This window comes from Acidovorax sp. (assembly GCF_046339755.1).
Classification (GTDB): Bacteria; Pseudomonadota; Gammaproteobacteria; order Burkholderiales; family Burkholderiaceae_C; genus Acidovorax.
On the sequence record NZ_JBKDTZ010000008.1, the window covers coordinates 40,494 to 59,952 of the forward strand.

Sequence of the window (19,459 nt, forward strand, 5' to 3'; positions counted from 1 at the left end):
AGCGCCAAACCCTAGAAACGAGATGCGCCTTGAGGGCGTGTCACACGCCCTCTCATCCCGTATGCCAGACGAATTTGAACTTCCAGAGAACATGGCCATGCTGACGACCTCCAGCCGTTGCTGGAACGGCGTGACCGTCGATCTGAATGAGTTCACCTGCACGGGCAGGGTTTTGTTTCCCATGCAGGGCCACGAAGAGTCCACCCGACTCGGCGCTCTGCTCGAAGAGGTCGGACGGGACCACGCCGAGACCAGGGCGGCTGCCAACATCCCCAATCCGGTGGGCTACAAGCCCCGGCACATGTATTTCGCGCCGGCGCAACAGGAGCTGTGGGGCCACTCTGCGGATACCCGCTATGTCAAGTGCACGGCGATCAGCTTTGACCTGGACCGGCTCCAGGCGCGCCTGGGCATTTCTGAATCGCTGGGACAGGCCGACGTTCCTCGGCTCCGCCTTTTTGACGACCGGCTGTGGACATTGATCAAGCTGCTGACCGATGCGATCAACGACTCCGACCCCACCGCCCAGCTGTACGGTGACTCGCTGACGGCCGCGATTGCGGCACGGCTGTTCGAACGACCCCAGGAGTCCAAAGGGAGCGAGGCCGGGCTTTCGGCGATCCAGCTCAGGGATGCGATGAGCTACCTGGAGGCGAAGATGCCGGCGAGGGTGGAACTGGAGACACTCGCAAAGCTGGCGGGCCTGTCGCAGTCGCACTTCAGCCGCGCGTTCAAGGCGTCGACGGGGCTGGCGCCGTACCAGTGGCAGTTGCAGGCCCGCGTCGAGCGGGCGCGGGACCTGTTGTTGAACACCAATGGCTGCCTGGAGGACATTGCCGAAGCCACTGGTTTTGCGGACGCGGTCCACTTTGGCCGCACCTTCCGCAAGATCACGGGCGCCACCCCTGCCGCATGGCGCATGGACCGGCTCACCTAGTGTCCCGAGTTGGAAGTTCGTTGAATAAATCTCCCGACAATCGCCGCCATGCGTCGTTACAAATGCTTGCCACCCGGCATGGCTGTGCTTTGCGCCTAGCCTGGCAGCGATTTCGGCATATTTCTTTCTTCAACGAACTTCCAATCAAGATCCCACGCCCTTTGTGTGGCACAAAAGCGCCCGGCACCGTCCTGGCATGCGTGGCGCGGGCGGCCAGTTCCATCATCTGATGCCCACTTCTGGGACATCACACTGGAACAGGTTCCTGGGAGGGCTGGCCGGGCCAGGTGCCAACGGTTTTCAACGGGGATTCAACCGAGCAGAAGCTCAGTCAAAGGCGCGTTCGAGTTCGGCCGGAAATTCCGGGCGACCGCGCGCGTTCAACGCAGTGCCGGTCACCACCGCATTCAGCATGGGGCGATTGTCTGCAATGCGGTAGATGCTTTGGTTGAAGAGAAACCGGATTCGCCCGCTGCGCTGCAGCGCAGTGCGCACTACAAATCTGTCGCCGCTGACCAATGAGCCTTTGTAGTCGATCTCAATTCGCGTGACGACGAGGCTGATTCCGCGTTGGGACAGTTCCCCGAACTTCAGCCCCTTCGATTCCAGCAACTCGTGGCGGGCATGTTCCAGGTAGTTCAGATAGACCGCATTGTTCACTACGTGGTCCATGTCGCATTCGTAGTCCCGGACCTTCAGTTCTACTTCGAAAATCTTCGCTGATTGGTCTTGTGGGTTTGTCATAGGTCATCGATTGTCCATGGGCTACCAGCGCGCAGGTGCGCTGTCCATACCATCACCACGCTCGTATCCGTGTCCTCCCAATAGATTCTGATTGGGAATTCAAAGGGCATGTGCTGGCCTCGTGGTTGGTGCGCCGGCGCGTGTGGATGCTGTGTGCCTTGGCAGAGGGCGGGAGCCGAGCCGAGACCCGGCCTCCGCCTTCAAGCAAAGAACCGAAGCAACCACTACCCAGATCACCCCAACAAACGACGCAACCGAGCAACAGACTCCTCCAATTGCGCCATCGAATTTGCCGTGGAGAACCGCACAAACCTCTCCGTCTCCGCAGTCCCGAAATCCCGCCCCGGCGTAATTGCCACATGCGCGCGCTTCATCACCTCAAACGCAAAATCCCAGCTGCCATTCACACCCAGCCGAGAAGCAGCCTCGGTGCAATCGGCCCACGCATAGAACGCGCCATCGGGCATCACGGGTACCGACAGCCCCATGGACTGCAGCGCAGGAATAAAGAAATCCCGGCGTGCCTTGAACTCCGCCCGCCGCCGCTCGTACTCCGCAATGCTCTCGGCCTCGAAGCAGGCCAGCGCCGCATGCTGCGAAACCGTGCTCGCGCAGATGAACAAATTCTGCGCCAGGCGCTCGACCACAGGCACCATGGCCTCGGGCACCACCATCCACCCCAGCCGCCAGCCGGTCATGTTGAAGTACTTGCTGAAGCTGTTGATGCTGACGATGTTCTCGTCGATGGCCAGCGCCGTGTGGCCGAACTCTTCCTCGTACGACAGGCCCAGGTAGATCTCGTCGATCAGCGTGATGCCGTCGTGCGCGCGCACGACCTCGTGGATGCGGCGCAGCTCGCCGGGCGCGATGGACGTGCCCGTGGGGTTGGACGGCGAGGCCAGCAGCACGCCGCGGGTCTTGTCGGTCCAGGCGGCGCGCACCTTTTCGGCGCTCAGTTGGTAGCGTTCGGCCGCTGTCGTTGGCAGCAGCATGGCCTTGCCTTCTGCCGCGCTCACGAAGTGGCGGTTGCAGGGGTAGCTCGGGTCGGGCATGAGGATCTCGTCGCCCGATTCAATCAGTGCCAGGCAGGCCAGCTGCAGCGCGGCCGATGCGCCGGCCGTGACCACGATGCGCCGTGCCGGCACGTCGACGCCGAAGCGCTGTGCATACCAGGCGCTGATGCGCTCGCGCAGGGGCTCCAGGCCCAGGGCGTTGGTGTACTGGGTGGCGCCGTCGCGCACGGCGCGGGCGGCGGCTTCCTGCACCAGGGGCGGGGCGGTGAAGTCGGGCTCGCCGATGTTCAGAAAGATCATCGGCTCGCTGGTGCCCGCCACCTCGCGCGCCAGGGCCTGGGCGGCCTTGGCCACCTCCATCACGTAAAACGGTTCGATGCGCTCTGCGCGCGAGGAGAACTTCATGGTGGTCCGGTGGGTCGTGCCTTGCCTGCAGTGCTGCGGCGTGGCGGGGTATAAGGCCGCGCTGCGGTGGGGCCCGCAGCGGGTAGGTACGTAGGTGGCTGGCCGCTCAGGCCTGGGCGCCGTCGTCCGCAGGCGTTGCTGCTGCTGCGCTGGCGCCCGAGGCCTTGTCGGCGGCGACTTCGGCGGCGCGCAGGCGCGGTGCCAGGCCATTGAGCACGGCGTTCACGTACTTGTGGCCATCGGTGCCGCCGAATTCCTTGGCCAGTTCGATGCACTCGTTGAGCACCACGCGCCAGGGCACGTCCAGGCAGTGCTGGAACTCGTACACGCCGATCCACATCACGGCGTGCTCGATGGGCGAGATCTCGGCCATCTTGCGGTCCAGCAGGGGCGTGATCAGCGCGTCCATGTCGGCGGCCATCTGGATGCTGCCGTGCAGCAGCGCGTCGTAGTGCACCGAGTCGGCCTTGTGAAAGCCCGCCAGGTCGCGCGTGAAGGCGTCAATCGCCTCGGGCGCGTTGCCGCCCACCAGGTGCTGGTACAGCGCCTGCAGCGCGAATTCGCGCGCGCGGCTGCGCGCCGACTTGGAAGCCGCCTTGCGCACGCCGGTGCTCTTGAGGCCGGTGCGCGACTGCTTGGGCGGGCGCTTGGCCGGGTGGCTGCTGCTGGCGCTGGCGCCGCTGTCGTCGTTGCCGTAGTCGTTTTCGCTCATGACAGGTCTTCCAGCAGGTTGGCCATTTCCACAGCCACACGGGCCGCGTCCGTGCCCTTGTCGGTCTGGCGGGCGATGGCTTGTTCCATGTTCTCGGTGGTGATGATGGCGTTGGCGATCGGGATCTGGTAGTCGAGCGACAGGCGCGTGACGCCCGCGCCCGATTCGTTGGCCACCAGCTCGAAGTGGTAGGTCTCGCCGCGGATGATGCAGCCCAGGGCGATCAGCGCGTCGTACTCGTCGGCCTCGCACATCGCCTGCAGGGCCACGGGCACTTCGAGCGCGCCGGGTACCAGCACGTGCTTGATGTGCTTTTCCTGCACGCCCAGGGCCAGCAGCTCGGCACGGCAGGCCGCGGCCAGGCTGTTGGTGATGCTTTCGTTGAAGCGGGCCTGGACGATGCCGATGTGCAGCTTCTTGCCGTCCAGCCTGTCTGCTGTTCCTTTTTCTGCGCCAAACATAGTGGTGATCCTGTTCTTTTACTCTTTGGGGATGAAGCCGGTGATTTCGAGGCCGTAGCCGGCCATGCTGGGCATGCGGCGGGGCTGGCCCATGAGCTGCATCTTGTGCACGCCGCACTCGCGCAGGATTTGCGCGCCCACGCCGTAGGTGCGCAGGTCCATGCGGCCACGCTCGGGCGCCTGGGCGGCGCGTGCCGTGCCCTCGAACTGTTCGAGCAGTTGCTCGGCCGTTTCGCCGCAGTTGAGCAGCACGGCCACGCCCTTGCCCTGGGTGGCCAGGTATTGCAGGCTCGAATCGAGGCCCCAGGAGTGCATGGAGCGGTTGACTTCGAGCGCGTCGAACACCGACAGCGGTTCGTGCACACGCACGGGCACCACGTCGTCGGTTCCCCACTGGCCCTTGACCAGCGCCAGGTGCACCGCCTGGCTGGGCTTGTCGCGAAAGGCGTGCACGGTGAACTCGCCCGCGGCGGTCTGCAGGGTGCGCGTGCCCACCTTTTCGACCAGGGTTTCGTTGCGGCTGCGGTACTCGATCAGGTCGGCGATGGTGCCGATCTTCAGGCCGTGCTCGGCCGCGAACAGCTGCAGGTCGGGCAGGCGGGCCATGGTGCCATCGTCCTTCATGATCTCGCAGATCACGGAGGCGGGGCTGCAGCCGGCCATCACGGCCAGGTCGCAGCCGGCTTCGGTGTGGCCGGCACGCATGAGCACGCCGCCGTCCACTGCCTGCAGCGGGAAGATGTGGCCGGGCTGCACCAGGTCTTCGGCGCGCGCCTCGGGTGCCACGGCGGCCTGCACGGTGCGCGCGCGGTCGGCGGCGGAGATGCCGGTGGTCACGCCCTCGGCCGCCTCGATGGAGACGGTGAACGCGGTGGAATGCTTGGTGCCGTTGCGCGTGACCATGGGCGGCAGGCGCAGGCGCTCGCAGCGCTCGCGGCTCAGGGTCAGGCAGATCAGGCCGCGGCCGAAGCGGGCCATGAAGTTGATGGCCTCAGGCGTGACATGGTCGGCGGCCAGCACCAGGTCGCCTTCGTTCTCGCGGTCTTCTTCATCGACCAGGATGACGATGCGGCCGGCGCGCATCTCGGCCACGATGTCCTCGACGGGCGAGATCGGCACGGGGGTGAGGGGGGTGTTCATGGAGGGCTAGGGCTTTCTGTGGGGACGGCTGGCAGGCGGGTGCAGCGCAGGTTCCCGTGGCTGGAGGCTGCAGCGCAATGTGCACCCCCAAGAAACCGCCCAAAGAACATGCGATGCGGCGTAGCCGCACGTCGACGGGGCTTATTGCCCCGGAAGGCGCCGATTTTAATGCACCCGGCAGTCGAGTGCATGCGGATGGCCTTGCGCCAGGTCAGATCATGCTGCCCTGGATCACCACGTCGGATTCTGGGTAGGCCACGCAGGGCAGCACGCAGCCCTCGGCCTTCTCTTCGGGCGACAGGCCTGGCCATTCGATCTCGTAGCGCACACGCCCCTCCACCAACTGGCCGATGCAGGTGCGGCAGGTGCCGTTGCGGCAGGAGCTGGGCCAGTCGATGCCGCCCTGTTCCATGGAGACAAGCAGGGGCTGCTCGGGCCAGGCGTCGCACTGGGCGCCATCGGGCTCGACGCGGGCGGTGAAGAAGGGGATGGCGGGCTGGTTCATGCGTCGTGGTGGTGCGGGTCAGGGGGTGCGTTGCCACACCAGGAGAAGGTTGTTGGCCGGCATGGCGTGGCGCGCGGCCAGGTGCAGGCCGGCGGCTGCGGCTTCGCGTTCCACATCGGCGCGGTGGCGGATGCCCCAGCCGGGGTCCTGCGCGCGCAGGGTGGCGTCAAAGCCCTGGTTGCCCGGCGAGGTGGGCACACCGTCTTCGATGTAGGGCCCGTAGGTGACCAGCCGGCCACCAGGCGCCAGGTGGCGCGCCGCGCCCTGCATCAGCCCCGTGCAGCAGGCCCAGGGAGCGATGTGCAGCATGTTGGCGCAGTAGATCAGGTCAAAGGGCGGGGCACTGAGCGCGCCGCCATCGGGCCAGACGCTGGAGCGCACGTCCAGGCGCACGGCGGGCAGCACGTTGGCGGCACCGGCCTGCAAGGCCCAGCCGGCGATGGCGAAGAACAACTCGTCCTTCAGGTCCGTGGGTTGCCAGCTCCAGCCGGGCAGGGCGGCGCTGAAGAAGGCCGCATGCTGCCCCGTGCCGCTGGCAATTTCCAGCGCGGCACCGGTGTCGGGCAGCAGGCCGCGCAACACGGCCAGGATGGGGGCCTGGTTGCGTTCGGAGGCGGGGCTGCAGGGGAGGGCGGGTGCGGTCATGGTTGTGGACAAAAGGGATGGCGGATGCTATCAAATTGAAAGCAAATCCAGGCCTGGAGGGGCTTTGCCAAAACTGCCTTGTTTTTGGGCAATGCAGGGATAGTCCTTGCAAATCAAGCACTTGGCCTGCCTGTACAGCACTTGTCCCGACTTATCCCCATGATTGTCCAGTGCCGGGTGGGATAACCCCTGCCATTTGCCTGAAAAACAGGCAAATGCGGGGCTTGCCCTTGTGAATCAAGCACTTGGCGTGGCCATACAGAAGTTGCCAAAACTTATCCACATGATTGTCCAGGGCTGGCAGGGATAACCGGGTTCCGCGTGCCTTCCGGGACTGCCCAAAAAACGGGCGGCGCAAGGATTGTTCTTTCAAATCAATGGCTTGCGTTGGCCATACAGCAGTTGTCCCGAGTTGTCCCCGCAGTTGTCCAGTGTGCCTAGGGATAACCCGTATGCCGGTGCTCCCGGTGGCTGCCCAAAAATCAGGCGATGCAGGGATAGTCCTTGCAAATCAAGCACTTGGAGGCGCCATACACGACTTGCCAAAACTTATCCACATGATTGTCCAATGTGGGCAGGGATAACTGCGGCCTGGGTGCCGCAGGGTCAGGCCTCGACCTTGACGCCCTTCCAGAACGCCACACGGCCTCGGATTTCCTCGGCCTCGGGCTTGGGGTCGGCATAGAACCAGGCGGCGTCGGTATTCATCTCGCCGTTGACCAGGAGCGAGAGGTAGCTGGCCTGGCCCTTCCAGGCGCACATGGTCTTGTGGTTGCTGAAAGTGACGTACTCGCGCTTGAGCGAGGCTTCGGGGAAATAGTGGTTGCCTTCGACCACCACGGTGTCGTCGCTTTCGGCGATGGTCACGCCGTTCCAGGTTGCTTTCATGGGAATCATCCTTCGGGAAAAAAACGGGGGCGCATGCATGCCCGCCAGGGGCGATTGTGCTACCAGGCAGTCACGCACGGTACGGGGTTGCGGGGGGATGTCGCGTACAGTCGCTGCGCAGCCAACAACCACAGGAGAACATGCACCATGGGTATCGATTTCAAGGGCCGCGTGGCCATCGTCACGGGCGCCGGCGGCGGCCTGGGCCGCCAGCATGCGCTGGCACTGGCGGCGCGCGGCGCCAAGGTGCTGGTCAATGACCTGGGCGGCGCCGTGGACGGCAAGGGCGGCTCGGTGGGCGCGGCCCAGGCCGTGGTGGACGAGATCATCGCGGCCGGTGGCGAGGCGATTGCCAATGGCGCATCGGTCACCGACTACGCGGCCGTGCAGGCCATGGTGCAGCAGGCCGTCGACGCCTGGGGCCGGGTGGACATCCTGGTGAACAACGCCGGCATCCTGCGCGACAAGTCGTTCTCCAAGATGGAGATGGACGACTTCCGCCTGGTGGTGGACGTGCACCTCATGGGCGCCGCCCACTGCTGCAAGGCCGTGTGGCCGCACATGGTGGCCCAGCAGTACGGGCGCATCGTGATGACCACCTCGTCCACGGGCCTGTACGGCAACTTCGGCCAGTCCAACTACGGCGCGGCCAAGCTCGCGCAGGTGGGGCTGATGCAGACCCTGTCCATCGAGGGCGCCAAGTACAACATCCACGTGAACGCCCTGGCACCCACGGCCGCTACGCGCATGACCGAAGGCCTGATGCCCCAGGAGGTGCTCGACGCCCTGAAGCCCGAGGCCGTGGTGCCCGCCATGCTGGTGCTGGCGCACGAAAGCGCGCCCACGCGCACCATCCTGTGTGCAGGCGCGGGCACCTTCGAGGCGGCGCACATCACGCTGACCCAGGGTATTCACCTAGGCATGGGGCCCGAGACCCCCGAGCAACTGGCCGCACGCCTCTCGGAAGTGACCGAACGGGCGGGCGAACAAGTACCACAAAGCGGCGCAGCCCAGGGGACCAACGAGGTGAGCAAGGCCATGGCGGCCAGGGTTTAAGCCAGATCCACACGCGCAATCCCGCGGCGTGCTAAGTTCCGCCCCGATACGAGATCGGTAATAAAGATATGAGAACTTTGCAGGAACGACTGGCCGCCTACCCCGCAGATGCACTGGCAGGCATCCGCCGCGGCATCGAGAAGGAGGGATTGCGCGTGCTGCCCAGCGGGGGGCTGGCGCTCACGCCGCACCCGGCGGCATTGGGATCGGCACTCACCCACCCGCTGATCACCACCGACTACAGCGAATCGCAGCTGGAGCTGATCACCGGCGCCCACAAGGGCGTGGACGAATGCCTGCACGAACTGGCCGAGGTGCACCAGTTCGTGCACCGCGCACTGCAGGCCCAGGGCGGCGAGTTGATGTGGGCGTCGAGCATGCCCTGTGGCCTGCCCACGGACGAGACGATTCCCATCGGCCGCTATGGCAGCTCCAACATCGGCCGTGCCAAGAGCGTCTACCGCATGGGCCTGGGCCACCGCTATGGCCGGCGCATGCAGACCATCTCGGGCATCCACTACAACTGGTCGCTGCCCGGCGTGGGCAGCGATGACTACTTTGCGCTGATCCGCAACTTCCGCCGCCACGCCTTCGAGATGCTGTACCTGTACGGCGCCTCGCCCGCGCTGTGCCCTTGCATCGAGCAGGCGCGCGCGCACCGCCTGCAGGCCCTGGGCGACAAGGGCCAGGCCATGTACCTGCCGCACGCCACCTCGCTGCGCATGGGCCGCCTCGGTTACCAGAGCGACGCCCAGGCCACGCTGGCCGTGAGCTACAACGGCCTCCAGGGGTACGCCAACTCGCTGCACGAAGCATTGACCCGGCCCTACCCGGCTTACGAGACCGTGGGCGTGCGCAACCCCGGCGGCGACTACAACCAGCTCGGTACCAGCCTGCTGCAGATCGAGAACGAGTTCTACGGCACCATCCGCCCCAAGCGCACGGTGAAGACCGGCGAGCGGCCGCTGCATGCGCTGCGCGAGCGCGGGGTGGAGTATGTCGAGGTGCGGCTGATGGACCTGGACCCGTTCGTCACCGTGGGCATCACGGCGCAGACCATGCGCCTGCTGGACGTGTTCCTGCTGCACTGCCTGCTGTCCGACAGCCCGCCCGATACGCCTGAAGAGATCGCTGAGCTCAAGCAGAACCAGCACCTCACGGCCGAGCGCGGCCGCGAGCCGGGCCTGCAGCTGCAGCGCAATGGCAAGGATGTGGCGCTGACCACCTGGGGCGCCGAGGTGCTGGCCGAGTGCGTGCCACTGGCTGCCGCGCTGGATGCCACGCATGGCACCACGGACTACAGTGATGCCCTGCGCGATGCGCGTGCGCTGATGGACGCGCCGGAGCGCACACCCTCGGCGCGGGTGCTGGCCAGCATGGTGCAGGACCATGAGAGCAGTTTCGAGCGCTTCGCCTTCCAGCAGTCGGCCAAGGCGCAGGCCACCTTGCTGGCCTTGCCCTGGAGCGATGCGCAGCAGGCGCGGTATGAGCAGATGGCGCATGATTCCGTGGCGGCGCAGAAGGCCATCGAGGCGGCTGATACCTTGCCGTTTGAGCCTTGGCGGGAGCAGTACATGGCTGTTGGTGGTTTGGGCTGATAGTCTGGCTTATGGTGGCTTCTGCTGTGGGTTGAGGGCGGGAGCCGGGATGTGCGCCCGGCGGCGCAGTAACTTTCTCTTGGGCCGCCAAGAGAAAGTCACCAAAGAGAAGGCGGCCCCGCTGTCTGCGTCCCTTCGCTGCGCTGCGGGCAACCTGCGATGCTCGGTCCTGGGGTGGCGTCGCGGAACTCGCTGCGTTCTTCGAACTCCGCTCAAACATCCGCGACGAGCCAGATCACGAAGTGCGTGTGTCCTTCGGCACACGCACCCACCCCAGGCCCTGCGCTTCTCGGCGCAGCCAGAAGGGGTGGGGAGCGGGGACAAACACGGCTGCTGCTGCGCAGCTGCGCCGGGTGTCGGTTACGCGCTGCGCGCTGCCGACGAAACTGGCGCGATCGCCCTGGCGAGCCGAGCGCAGCGAAGGACCACAGGCCGAGCGAAGCAATGGCCCGAGTGGAGCCCGCTCCCACCCCCTTCTGACCGTGCCGAGAAGCGCAGGGCCTGGGGTGAGCGCGTGCCGAAGGACACGCGCATCGTTGTCTGACTCACCGCGGTTGTTTGAGCGGAGTTCACCCGCAGGGGGAACGCAGCGAGTTCCGCGGTGCACCCCAGGACTGAGCATCGCAGGTTGCCCCGGAGCGCAGCGCAGGGGACGCGGGCAGCGGGGTCGCCTTTCTTTTGGGTACTTTTCTTTGGCGACGCAAAGAACAAGTACCTCGGCCGCCGGGCCGAGACCCGGCCTCCGCCCTCAGCAAAAAACAGAAGCAACCACAAGCAAGAGGCCTGGCTCATTCTGTCCTCAACCAAGTCATAAGGGGCTTGTACCGGGCGCGCCGTCAGCCCAGTTGCAGCAGCGCCTCCTCGCGCCAGTAATCGGCCGCATCCAGAAACCCCTCCCACACACAGCCATTGCACCCCCGCCCACAGCAGCTCGTCGGTTCGGGCGGTGGTGCGCGCAAAGTGATGCCCGCCGCCCCAGCCTGCTGCTGCAACTGTGCGAACATCGCCTGGGCCGACGCAGCGTCGGTTGCGCGGGCGGGTGCGCTGCTGCTGGCGGTGGTGCCGCTCACGGCCGGCGCTTGGCCCTGCGCAGCAGGTAGTTCACGATGAAGCCACCGCCCAGCACCAGCGCGAACCAGCCCACCAGCGTGGCCTGGGCCATGAGGTCGCGCACGCTGCCCGAGCGCGCCACGTAGGGTGCCAGCAGGATCACCAGGCCGATGAGGGCGCAGGTGACGCCCTTGAACAGCATCTCCTTGTCGGCCTTGGCCTGGGTGGAGGTGCGTGGGGTGTTGTTGGTTGGCATGGAAATGAGGGCAAAAGCGGGCGCCGAAAAACCGCGCGGAAAGCGTTGGGGCAAACCGCGATTATCCTTCCCACCCTGATTCCCGCTCCGCACGCTCAAGAAAGTACCCCCCGCATGGCCATCCAGTGGTTCCCCGGTCACATGCACCTGACCAAGAAAGCCATCACCGAACGCATCAAGGACATTGATGTGGTGATCGAGGTGCTGGACGCGCGCCTGCCCGGCTCCAGCGCCAACCCGCTGCTGGTCGAGCTCACGGGCCACAAGCCCACGCTCAAGGTGCTCAACAAGCAGGACGTGGCCGACCCGGCGCGCACGGCGCTGTGGCTCGACTGGTACAACGCCCAGCACGATACGGGCGCCGTGGCGCTCGACGCGTCGGAGGCCGCGCCCGCGCGCAAGCTCATCGACGGCTGCCACCGGCTGGCGCCCAACCGGGGCGGCATGGCCAAGCCCATGCGCGTGCTGATCTGCGGCGTGCCCAACGTGGGCAAGTCCACGCTGATCAACACCCTGACCAACAAGCGCCAGGCCAAGACCGGCGACGAGGCCGGCATCACCAAGATCGAGCAGCGCATCACGCTGGCCGACGACTTCTACCTGTGGGACACGCCCGGCATGCTGTGGCCGCGCATCATCATTCCCGAAAGCGGCTACAACCTGGCCGCCAGCGGCGCCGTGGGCCGCAATGCCTACGACGAGGAACTGGTGGCACTGGAGCTGCTGCGCCGGCTGCAGCAGCACTATGCGCCGTTGCTGGAGGCGCGCTACAAGCTGGGCCTGCCCGCGGGCGCCATGGCCACCATGCAGGACGACGAACTGCTCGAAGCCATCGGCAAGAAGCGCGGCGCCATGCTGGGCGGCGGCCGGGTGAACCTGCAAAAGACGGCTGAGATCGTGATGACCGACTTTCGCACCGCCATCCTGGGCCGCATCACGCTGGAGACACCCACCGAGTTCGAGGCCTGGCGCGCTGCCGGCCTGGCCGAGGATGCCAAGCGCCAGGCGAAGAAGGACGCGCGCGCCAAGGCCAAGGGCAAGGGATCGGGCATGCGCGAGCCGTCTGCAGGTGACGGCGAGGCCGAGTAAGCCCCCCAGGGGCGCCGCCACGGGCGCTCTGCGCTGCGTCGCGCTGCCGCACGGCAATTGAGGGCTCGATAGGCGCGGTGTATCGCGTTACCATGACAGATCATCGGCTGCCATTGCCCTCACCATGCGCGCTGTTGCCCACCTGTTGCCCGCCGACCAAGAAGACGCCACCACGCAGCAACTGGTGCGCGCCGGCGCATGGGTGGTCGCGGTCACCGGCACCCTGATCTCGGCGCTGCTGCTGCTGGACACGCCCCTGTCCTGGACGCATGTGCTGCTCAACCTGGGGGCGGGTGGCATGGGCGCGCTGTCCGTGGTGCTGGGCCGCATGGGGCGCTGGCACCAGGCGGCGCTGGTGCTGGTCTGGGGGGTGTGGGGCGTCGTGGCGCTGGTGGCGGCCAGCAATGGCGGCCTGCGCGGGCCCAACCTGCTCAATTTTCCAGTGCTGATCGTGTTTGCAGGCTGGATCCTGGGCGCGCGCGCCACGCTGTGGCTCACCGGCTGCACGGGCGTGTTGCTGCTGTTCTTCCTGTGGGCCGACCTGCGCGGCTGGCTGCCCGACGCGCGCTACGGCAACCGCCTGGCCTACCTGGCCTACCTCACGGGCATCCTGGCCGTGACGGCCGCGGCCACGCTGCTGTCGCGCCGCAGCTACCTGCGCCGCGTGCAGGAGGCGCAGCAGACCGCATCGAGCCTGGCCGCCAGCGAGGCCGAGCTGCGCAAGCTGCTGCGCGCGGTGGAGCAAAGCCCCGAGAGCATCGCCATCACCGACCTCACCGGGCGCATCGAATACGTCAACGCCGCCTTCCTCGCCCGCACCGGCTACGCGCGTGACGAGGTGCTGGGCCAGCCCTCGGCCCTGGTGTCGAGCAACGGCATGGCCCCGGCGCAGCGCCTGGGCCTGCGCGACACGCTGGCGCGCGGCGAGAACTGGGCCGGCGAGCAGGTCAACCGCCGCAAGGATGGGGTGGAGATCATCGAGGCCGTGGTGGTGGCCCCCATCCGCCAGACCGACGGGCACATCAGCCACTATGTGGAGCTCAAGCAGGACATCACCGAGCGCAAGCGCGCGGCCGAGGAGATCCACCGCCTGGCGCACTTCGATGCCCTGACCAGCCTGCCCAACCGCCGCATGCTGGTGGACCGTCTGGCCACGCTGCAGTGGCGCACCGGGCGGGCAAGCTGCACACCCGGAGCGTTGCACGCCCTGGTGCTGCTGTTCCTGGACCGCTTCACCATCTTCAATGATGCGCGCGGCAGCGAGATGGGCGACCGCCTGTTGTGTGCCGTGGCGCTGCGCCTGTCGGCGCTGCTGCCCGAGCAGGGCCTGCTGGTGCGCGTGGCCGGCGATGAGTTCGCCATCGTGCTGCACGACCTGGCGACCCAGGGGCCGCAGGCCAGCCGCCGTGCCCTGGCCTTTGCCGAGCAGGTGCAGGCGCAGCTGCTGCAGCCGATGCGCCTGGAGGGCTATGCCGACGAGGCGCAGCTGGGCGCCAGCATCGGCATCACGCTGTACCCGCAGAGCCCGGCCGATTCACCCCAGGAGGCGCTGCGCCGTGCGGGCACGGCGCTGCACCGCGCCAAGCAGGCCGGGGGCGGGCGCTCGGCCTTCTTCGAAGAGGGCATGGGCGAGGCGGCGCAGCAGCGCTTCCTGGTGGAGCGCACCTTGCGCCAGGCGATTGCCGGCGATGAGCTGCGGCTGTTCCTGCAGTCGCAGGTGAATGCGCAGGGCGAGCTCACGGGCGCCGAGGTGCTGGTGCGCTGGCAGCACCCCCGCGACGGCTTGCTTGCCCCTGGCGCCTTCATTCCCATTGCCGAGGAGTCCGACCTCATCGTGAGCCTGGGCACCTGGGTGCTCGCGCATTCCTGCGCGCTGCTGGCCCTGCCCGCCATGCGCGAGCGCAAGCTGCGCCTGTCGGTCAACCTCAGTGCGCGCCAGTTCCGCCAGGCCGGCTTCATCCCGCAGCTGCGCTCGCTGCTGGCGGCCTCGGGGGCCGACCCGGCCCTGCTCACGCTGGAGGTCACCGAGGGCCTGGTGATCGACGATTTCGACGATGCCGTGGCCAAGATCCGTGAGCTGGGCGCATTGGGCGTGGAGTTCTCGCTGGACGACTTCGGCACCGGCTACTCGTCGCTGGCCTACCTCAAGCGCCTGCCGATCCGCGAGATCAAGATCGACCGCAGCTTCGTGCACGAGGCCCCCACCAATGCCGATGACGGCGTGCTGGTCGAGGGCATTCTGTCGGTGGCCAGCCACTTCGGGCTGCGCGTGGTGGCCGAGGGCGTGGAGACACGGGCCCAGGCCGACTTCCTGCGCCAGCGTGCGCCCGGCATCCTCTACCAGGGTTATCTGTTCGGCCGGCCCGAGCCGCAGGAGGACTGGCTGGCCCGGCTGGCCCCTGGACCATTGGTATGAGTCCGCGCAAAAAGAACAGCCCCCGCTGCCGGTAGCAACGAGGGCTGTGGTTCGCACCGGCCGTGGACGGCGCGGCCAGGTCGCGGTGCGACTACTTGTTCTTGTCCTTGCCGCGCGGGATCACGGCCGTCACGGGCGGCATGGGGCGGTCGGAGCCGTGCGATTCCTTCGGGATCGACGTGTCCTTCTTGGGTTTCTTGGTCATCTTGTTGCTGCGCTGTTCGCCTTTGGCCATGGGCCCTCCTGTATGGGTCTCCGGATGGGACCGCTGCGCGGAATGGTACGCCACAACCGGGGCGACCGGAACGGCCTTGGGCGTTACCCCCGTGGGGCCACCACGGCGGTGGCCTCCACTTCCACCAGCATGCCGTCGAGCGCCAGGCGCGGCACGGGGATCAGGGTGCAGGCGGGCGTGGGCGCATCGCCCCACACGCGGCGCGCGGCCTCGGTCCACAGGGCCAGGCGTTCCTCGGTGTGGTCCACCACCAGCAGCGTGAGCCGCACCACATCGTGCACCGTGGCGTCGGCCGCCTCCAGCACGCGGCGCATGTTGTCCAGGGCCTGCGCGAGCTGCTCGGCAAAGTTGGGCGAGAGCTCGCCCGCCAGGTTCTCGCCGCCCTGGCCCGAGGCATAGACCGTGCGGCCCGCGAGGGGTGCCACCACCACGTGGGTGTAGCCATTGGGGGCCGGGTCGTACACGCCCTCGGGGTTGATGTGGGCGAGCGTGGCAGCGTGGGTCGGGCTGAGGCGCTGTGCGATCTGCGGCATGGGTGACGTCCTGAAGGTCGTTGAAGAGGCTGGTAGTATTGAATCTCAAGTTAACTTGAGGTCAACGACCCACTTCAAAGGCATGGACATGAAGCAGCACGATGACGCGCCCGGCGATTCCATGGCGGAGCTGGCGGCCGACCTGTCGGTGGGCGAGGTGGCGCGCCGCAGCGGGTTGGCCGTCTCGGCGCTGCATTTTTACGAAACCCGCGGCCTGATTGCCAGCGTGCGCAGTGCGGGCAACCAGCGGCGCTACCCGCGCTCGGTGCTGCGCCGGGTGGCGGTGATCAAGGTGGCCCAGCGCATGGGCGTACCGCTGGCGGCCATCGGCCAGTCGCTGCAGGCCCTGCCCGCAGGCCGCACGCCCACGGTGGCCGACTGGCGCCGGCTGTCCGAGCGCTGGCGCGAGGACCTGGACGAGCGCATCCGCACGCTGACCGCGCTGCGCGACCAGCTCGACGGCTGCATCGGCTGCGGATGCCTGTCGCTCAAGGTCTGCCCGCTGCGCAATGCGCAGGATGCGCTGGCCCAGGAAGGGCCCGGTCCGCATTTCTGATCGGTGCGTGCGCAGCGTCCCCGCTTACCAGCGCAGCGGTGCGTTCTCGTTGTTCCAGAAAATCCAGCGGCTCACCTCCGCGTAGGGCGAGGTGCCGATGGAATAGGGGTCCAGCCCCGTCTCCGTGCGCTGCAGCACGGCCAGATAGCCGCCGTAGCTGCCCACCAGCAGTGTGCTGCCATCGGGCGAGGCCTCGATGGCGCTGATGCTGCTGCCCACATGGTGGCGCCACAGGGTGTTGCCCTCATCGTCCATGGCGTTCACGTAGCCGCTGGCATCGCCCATGACCACCATGCCGGGCAGTGTGGCCGAGGCGTAGACGCGCCAGTCCGCGTTGACGACCGTACCTTCGGTGTCCTGCGCGTCGTCCACGCGTGTGGAGGTGGTGATGCCGTTGTACAGGTGGCAGGAGTTGAACCACAGCCGCGTGCCGTCGTGCGAGAAGCGCGCGTGGTGCGGGTAGGAGGACTGTGTCTCCAGCGTGCGCAGCAGGCCGCCGTCCTGCGCGCCGAGCAGGATGTGCGTGCTGTCCTGGTCGCCCACGGCGATGAAGCGCTCGTCGGGTGACAGGGCCATGTGCAGCATGTCCATGGACAGCAGGCTGCCCTCGGGCTCGCCTTCGGCGGCATCCTCATGGTTCTTGGGCCAGGTGTAAGGGCTGCCATCGTCCTCGCCGTCCTCGCCCTCGTCGAATTCCTGGTGGTGCAGGCGCTGCACACCCTGGTTGGTGCTGATCAGGTAGATGCCCGTGGGGTTGCGCAGCAATACCCGCCGGCCGTCGCTGAACGGGATGATCTCGTCGCAGCGCCGGCCCAGCGAGCCGGCCACCAGGCCCATGGATGCGGGGATGCCTTCGTTGCCGTGCGGCAGCGGCAGCTGTGCGATCTGCGGCCCGCCAAAGCCCTGGTGCGTGGTGATGTGCGTGCCGTCGCTCTGCGCAAAGCAGCGCCCGTCCATGGACCGCCCCAGGCCCTTGAGCGCCGGCAGCGCCGTGGCCGCAGTGCCGTCGATCTGCACCCAGTGCACCGACTCGCTGTAGCCGGGCCCGATGCGCGCGAGGATGCGGCCATCGGCCAGCAGCAGGGCCGGGCCGATGAACTGGCCCTGCTTGGAGGCCGTGCGCACATAGGCATCGGGGGCAAAGGCAAAGCGTTGGCGAAAGCGCTCGGCCAGGGCCTCGTCGGCATGCCGGTTCACCACGCGGGCCAGCTGCAGCACCGTGGGGGCGCTGGCCTTGCGCGGGTCGTCGGGCAGGTCGTCGTCTTCCTCCTCATCCTCCTCTTCGCCGCTGGCGTCGCCCTCGCCCTCATGGGCGCGGGCGGTCAGCGCGAACTGGTGGGCGCGGATGGCGGCCACATAGGTCTCGCCACCGGTCTGCCACTGCCCGGACAGCAGCATCAGTTCGGCCGGGAATACGGCGGCATCGGGCAGGTCCGGCGCCAGCGGGGGCGTAGCCAGCAGGTGCACAGCGGCCTCGATGCGTTGCGCTTCTGCGCGCTGCGCTTCCTGCACCTCGTGCTCGCCGCGGATCTTCGCCTCCACCTGGGCAAACAGCCGCAGCAGGCGAGCAATGTGGTCCACCGCACCGCGGGGCAGTGCGGTCCTGGGCTCGCTCTGGCGCTGGGCGTACTTGAACTCCACCAGCGGCGGGCCGGCACGGGCCTCGTCCACGTCGAGCTGATAGGCGGCGTAGCTGTCGTCCGCGTCGTCACCGGGCCGCTGTTCGCCGTTCTCCCAACTGAGCTTGAGCGCACGGCTCCAGGGCTCGCCGTCGTGCAGGCAGGGCTGGCGCGCACCCACCCATACGTCGCCGTGCCAGGTGCCGTTCCTGTCGCTGTCCCACCAGTCGTTGTACTCCTCGGTGAAGTAGGGCAGGCTGGTGAATTGCTCGATGTGCCTGGGGGTGAGCGTGGCCTGCAGCCGGTGGTACAGCGGGTAGCCGGCGCGCGACTGTCCTACGGCGCGGCGCACATAGTCGAGCACACCGCGCCAGGCTTTCATGCAGGCCTCGCGCGCTTCGGCGGGGGCATCGTTGTCCAGCACCTTGAACCCGTCCTCCGTGCCCTCGGTGTAGCCGCGGTAGAGCAGTGTGGCGACCTGGGTGCAGGGGATGGGCTTCCTCCGCACTGCGGCCGCCAGGCGGGCCAGCAGGCCCTTGCGCGTAGGCTCGCGCTCCACCGAGAGGTAGAAGTCCCAGGTCTTCCAGACCGTGATGAAGACGTTGTCGTCGCGCTGGTCGCCATCGCCGTCCAAATGCCGGCGGCAGAGCAGGAAATCGGTCTGCCCGAACCAGCCAGAGGCCTTCTTCTCCTTGTGCGTGACCACGGGCGAGTTCACCGCTGCGAGGATGTTGGCCACGCTGATCGCCTCGTCGGCGAAGAGGTCGTTGGCCAGGGGCAGGTCGGCCTCGATCTCGCTGCTGGCGCGCACCGGGCTCTCACCGGCGCGCACGGCGGCGACCACGCGGTCACGGTCGAGCAGATCGCCGATGCCGTCCGTACCGTCGTCGATGCCATCGAAGTACTCGGGCAGGAACACCAGGCCCGCCACCTCGGCAGAAAACTCCGCCAGGCTGGGCACGCCGCGTGTTTCATCGAGCAGGAACTGCACCTGCTCGCCGCCAGCCACCTGCACCGGGTATTCATCGGTGAACAGCGCCACGCGTGCCGTGAGGCCGCCGTCCACCCGCAGCTCGCCGTGGCGGGCATGGCCCCAGAGCAGTTCGTCCACCGTGAATGCGCCCTGCACATGCAGCAGCTGCCCGCCGATGACCGCATGCTGCACATGCAGGTCGCCCAGCACCACCAGGTGGGTGGTGCCATAGGTGTTGCCGGCGGTCAGCGCGCCCTCGATGGCGAGGCTGCCCTCCACGAGGACCAGATGGGGCGCACGGCGGGTCCGCGGGGCGGCCTCCGGCTGGGCCTGTGCCAGCTGGTGCAGGCCGCCATCGGCCACCAGCGGCAGGTCCAGGTGCAGTTCAGGCCACTGCACGTCGCCGCTGATCCAGACGGCGGTCTCTGCGCTGAACTCTTCAGGATCTGCCTGCAGGCGTTCTGCGATGGAGCAGCCGGCGGGCAGCAGGTGGGCCACTTCGGCCATGGGAACAAAACGCAGGCTCGGCAGGTTGGGCTGGCTGGGCATGGTGCTTTCAGGGCAATGAACAGTCGGTCGGCGGGCATCGTACACCGCGTGTACGCGGCCACGCCGCTGCGTGCACACG

19 protein-coding genes are annotated in these 19,459 nt (G+C 67.3%); 6 read left to right on the forward strand and 13 right to left on the reverse strand.

The window, feature by feature from the left end:
* Positions 1-97: 97 nt before the first annotated feature.
* Complete coding sequence (locus ACK59X_RS00525) at positions 98-937, forward strand: helix-turn-helix domain-containing protein (RefSeq protein ID WP_409954499.1); 840 nt, start codon at positions 98-100, stop codon at positions 935-937.
* 327 nt (positions 938-1,264) lie between these two features.
* Here the strand turns inward: ACK59X_RS00525 and ACK59X_RS00530 are convergent, their stop codons facing one another.
* The 8 genes from ACK59X_RS00530 to ACK59X_RS00565 all read right to left on the reverse strand — a co-directional run bounded on the left by ACK59X_RS00530 (position 1,265) and on the right by ACK59X_RS00565 (position 7,450).
* Positions 1,265-1,681, reverse strand: a complete 417-nt coding sequence (locus ACK59X_RS00530; RefSeq protein WP_409954500.1) for an acyl-CoA thioesterase — start codon at positions 1,679-1,681, stop codon at positions 1,265-1,267.
* Positions 1,682-1,914: 233 nt separating this feature from the next.
* Positions 1,915-3,099, reverse strand: a complete 1,185-nt coding sequence (locus ACK59X_RS00535; RefSeq protein ID WP_409954501.1) for a pyridoxal phosphate-dependent aminotransferase — start codon at positions 3,097-3,099, stop codon at positions 1,915-1,917.
* A gap of 106 nt (positions 3,100-3,205) precedes the next feature.
* On the reverse strand, positions 3,206-3,811 hold the full coding sequence (gene nusB, locus ACK59X_RS00540) for a transcription antitermination factor NusB (protein WP_409954502.1): 606 nt from the start codon (positions 3,809-3,811) through the stop codon (positions 3,206-3,208).
* On the reverse strand, positions 3,808-4,272 hold the full coding sequence (gene ribH / locus ACK59X_RS00545; RefSeq protein WP_409954503.1) for a 6,7-dimethyl-8-ribityllumazine synthase: 465 nt from the start codon (positions 4,270-4,272) through the stop codon (positions 3,808-3,810). Before ribH ends, nusB begins: the two co-directional genes overlap by 4 nt.
* 18 nt (positions 4,273-4,290) lie before the next feature.
* Positions 4,291-5,412, reverse strand: a complete 1,122-nt coding sequence (gene ribBA / locus ACK59X_RS00550; RefSeq protein WP_409954504.1) for a bifunctional 3,4-dihydroxy-2-butanone-4-phosphate synthase/GTP cyclohydrolase II — start codon at positions 5,410-5,412, stop codon at positions 4,291-4,293.
* Positions 5,413-5,623: 211 nt separating this feature from the next.
* Complete coding sequence (locus ACK59X_RS00555) at positions 5,624-5,917, reverse strand: 2Fe-2S iron-sulfur cluster-binding protein (protein WP_409954505.1); 294 nt, start codon at positions 5,915-5,917, stop codon at positions 5,624-5,626.
* A gap of 18 nt (positions 5,918-5,935) precedes the next feature.
* Positions 5,936-6,562, reverse strand: coding sequence for a DUF938 domain-containing protein (locus ACK59X_RS00560; RefSeq protein WP_409954506.1), 627 nt, complete (start codon positions 6,560-6,562; stop codon positions 5,936-5,938).
* A 606-nt stretch (positions 6,563-7,168) separates the two neighbouring features.
* Positions 7,169-7,450, reverse strand: coding sequence for a DUF427 domain-containing protein (locus ACK59X_RS00565; RefSeq protein WP_409954507.1), 282 nt, complete (start codon positions 7,448-7,450; stop codon positions 7,169-7,171).
* 147 nt (positions 7,451-7,597) lie between these two features.
* Here ACK59X_RS00565 and ACK59X_RS00570 point away from each other — a divergent pair, with 147 nt between their 5' ends.
* Positions 7,598-8,506 carry an SDR family NAD(P)-dependent oxidoreductase gene (locus tag ACK59X_RS00570; protein ID WP_409954508.1) on the forward strand — a complete coding sequence of 303 codons (909 nt, stop codon included), beginning with the start codon at positions 7,598-7,600 and terminating at the stop codon, positions 8,504-8,506.
* 68 nt (positions 8,507-8,574) lie between these two features.
* The gene (gene gshA / locus ACK59X_RS00575) at positions 8,575-10,104 is read left to right on the forward strand and encodes a glutamate--cysteine ligase (protein ID WP_409954509.1); all 1,530 of its coding nucleotides are present in this window, start codon (positions 8,575-8,577) and stop codon (positions 10,102-10,104) included.
* A gap of 836 nt (positions 10,105-10,940) precedes the next feature.
* On the opposite strand, the gene ACK59X_RS00580 is transcribed toward gshA, so the two are convergent.
* Together ACK59X_RS00580 and ACK59X_RS00585 are read right to left on the reverse strand one after the other, a co-directional pair.
* Positions 10,941-11,108, reverse strand: coding sequence for an oxidoreductase-like domain-containing protein (locus ACK59X_RS00580; protein ID WP_057206723.1), 168 nt, complete (start codon positions 11,106-11,108; stop codon positions 10,941-10,943).
* 62 nt (positions 11,109-11,170) lie between these two features.
* Complete coding sequence (locus ACK59X_RS00585) at positions 11,171-11,410, reverse strand: hypothetical protein (RefSeq protein WP_409954510.1); 240 nt, start codon at positions 11,408-11,410, stop codon at positions 11,171-11,173.
* A 114-nt stretch (positions 11,411-11,524) separates the two neighbouring features.
* Here ACK59X_RS00585 and ylqF point away from each other — a divergent pair, with 114 nt between their 5' ends.
* Together ylqF and ACK59X_RS00595 are read left to right on the forward strand one after the other, a co-directional pair.
* Entirely contained in the window at positions 11,525-12,499 is a 975-nt protein-coding gene (gene ylqF / locus ACK59X_RS00590; protein ID WP_409954511.1) for a ribosome biogenesis GTPase YlqF, read from the forward strand.
* 124 nt (positions 12,500-12,623) lie between these two features.
* Positions 12,624-14,915: a putative bifunctional diguanylate cyclase/phosphodiesterase gene (locus tag ACK59X_RS00595; RefSeq protein ID WP_409954512.1), complete on the forward strand. Its 2,292-nt coding sequence runs from the start codon at positions 12,624-12,626 to the stop codon at positions 14,913-14,915.
* 91 nt (positions 14,916-15,006) lie between these two features.
* Here the strand turns inward: ACK59X_RS00595 and ACK59X_RS00600 are convergent, their stop codons facing one another.
* Both ACK59X_RS00600 and ACK59X_RS00605 read right to left on the reverse strand, forming a co-directional pair.
* Positions 15,007-15,150 (reverse strand): hypothetical protein, encoded by a 144-nt coding sequence (locus ACK59X_RS00600; RefSeq protein ID WP_409954513.1) that lies wholly within the window; start codon positions 15,148-15,150, stop codon positions 15,007-15,009.
* 83 nt (positions 15,151-15,233) lie between these two features.
* Positions 15,234-15,683: a RidA family protein gene (locus ACK59X_RS00605; RefSeq protein ID WP_409954514.1), complete on the reverse strand. Its 450-nt coding sequence runs from the start codon at positions 15,681-15,683 to the stop codon at positions 15,234-15,236.
* 88 nt (positions 15,684-15,771) lie between these two features.
* On the opposite strand from ACK59X_RS00605, the gene soxR reads away from it, so the two are divergent.
* Positions 15,772-16,239 (forward strand): redox-sensitive transcriptional activator SoxR, encoded by a 468-nt coding sequence (gene soxR, locus ACK59X_RS00610; protein WP_409954515.1) that lies wholly within the window; start codon positions 15,772-15,774, stop codon positions 16,237-16,239.
* Positions 16,240-16,263: 24 nt separating this feature from the next.
* On the opposite strand, the gene ACK59X_RS00615 is transcribed toward soxR, so the two are convergent.
* The gene (locus ACK59X_RS00615; RefSeq protein ID WP_409954516.1) at positions 16,264-19,380 is read right to left on the reverse strand and encodes a WD40 repeat domain-containing protein; all 3,117 of its coding nucleotides are present in this window, start codon (positions 19,378-19,380) and stop codon (positions 16,264-16,266) included.
* Positions 19,381-19,459: the final 79 nt, after the last annotated feature.

Coding starts and splice junctions, on each gene's coding strand:
- ACK59X_RS00525 (WP_409954499.1), top strand. CDS start 98: ATGCTGACGACCTCCAGCCGTTGCTGGAACGGCGTGACCGTCGATCTG.
- ACK59X_RS00530 (WP_409954500.1), bottom strand. CDS start 1,681: ATGACAAACCCACAAGACCAATCAGCGAAGATTTTCGAAGTAGAACTG.
- ACK59X_RS00535 (WP_409954501.1), bottom strand. CDS start 3,099: ATGAAGTTCTCCTCGCGCGCAGAGCGCATCGAACCGTTTTACGTGATG.
- nusB (WP_409954502.1), bottom strand. CDS start 3,811: ATGAGCGAAAACGACTACGGCAACGACGACAGCGGCGCCAGCGCCAGC.
- ribH (WP_409954503.1), bottom strand. CDS start 4,272: ATGTTTGGCGCAGAAAAAGGAACAGCAGACAGGCTGGACGGCAAGAAG.
- ribBA (WP_409954504.1), bottom strand. CDS start 5,412: ATGAACACCCCCCTCACCCCCGTGCCGATCTCGCCCGTCGAGGACATC.
- ACK59X_RS00555 (WP_409954505.1), bottom strand. CDS start 5,917: ATGAACCAGCCCGCCATCCCCTTCTTCACCGCCCGCGTCGAGCCCGAT.
- ACK59X_RS00560 (WP_409954506.1), bottom strand. CDS start 6,562: ATGACCGCACCCGCCCTCCCCTGCAGCCCCGCCTCCGAACGCAACCAG.
- ACK59X_RS00565 (WP_409954507.1), bottom strand. CDS start 7,450: ATGAAAGCAACCTGGAACGGCGTGACCATCGCCGAAAGCGACGACACC.
- ACK59X_RS00570 (WP_409954508.1), top strand. CDS start 7,598: ATGGGTATCGATTTCAAGGGCCGCGTGGCCATCGTCACGGGCGCCGGC.
- gshA (WP_409954509.1), top strand. CDS start 8,575: ATGAGAACTTTGCAGGAACGACTGGCCGCCTACCCCGCAGATGCACTG.
- ACK59X_RS00580 (WP_057206723.1), bottom strand. CDS start 11,108: ATGTTCGCACAGTTGCAGCAGCAGGCTGGGGCGGCGGGCATCACTTTG.
- ACK59X_RS00585 (WP_409954510.1), bottom strand. CDS start 11,410: ATGCCAACCAACAACACCCCACGCACCTCCACCCAGGCCAAGGCCGAC.
- ylqF (WP_409954511.1), top strand. CDS start 11,525: ATGGCCATCCAGTGGTTCCCCGGTCACATGCACCTGACCAAGAAAGCC.
- ACK59X_RS00595 (WP_409954512.1), top strand. CDS start 12,624: ATGCGCGCTGTTGCCCACCTGTTGCCCGCCGACCAAGAAGACGCCACC.
- ACK59X_RS00600 (WP_409954513.1), bottom strand. CDS start 15,150: ATGGCCAAAGGCGAACAGCGCAGCAACAAGATGACCAAGAAACCCAAG.
- ACK59X_RS00605 (WP_409954514.1), bottom strand. CDS start 15,683: ATGCCGCAGATCGCACAGCGCCTCAGCCCGACCCACGCTGCCACGCTC.
- soxR (WP_409954515.1), top strand. CDS start 15,772: ATGAAGCAGCACGATGACGCGCCCGGCGATTCCATGGCGGAGCTGGCG.
- ACK59X_RS00615 (WP_409954516.1), bottom strand. CDS start 19,380: ATGCCCAGCCAGCCCAACCTGCCGAGCCTGCGTTTTGTTCCCATGGCC.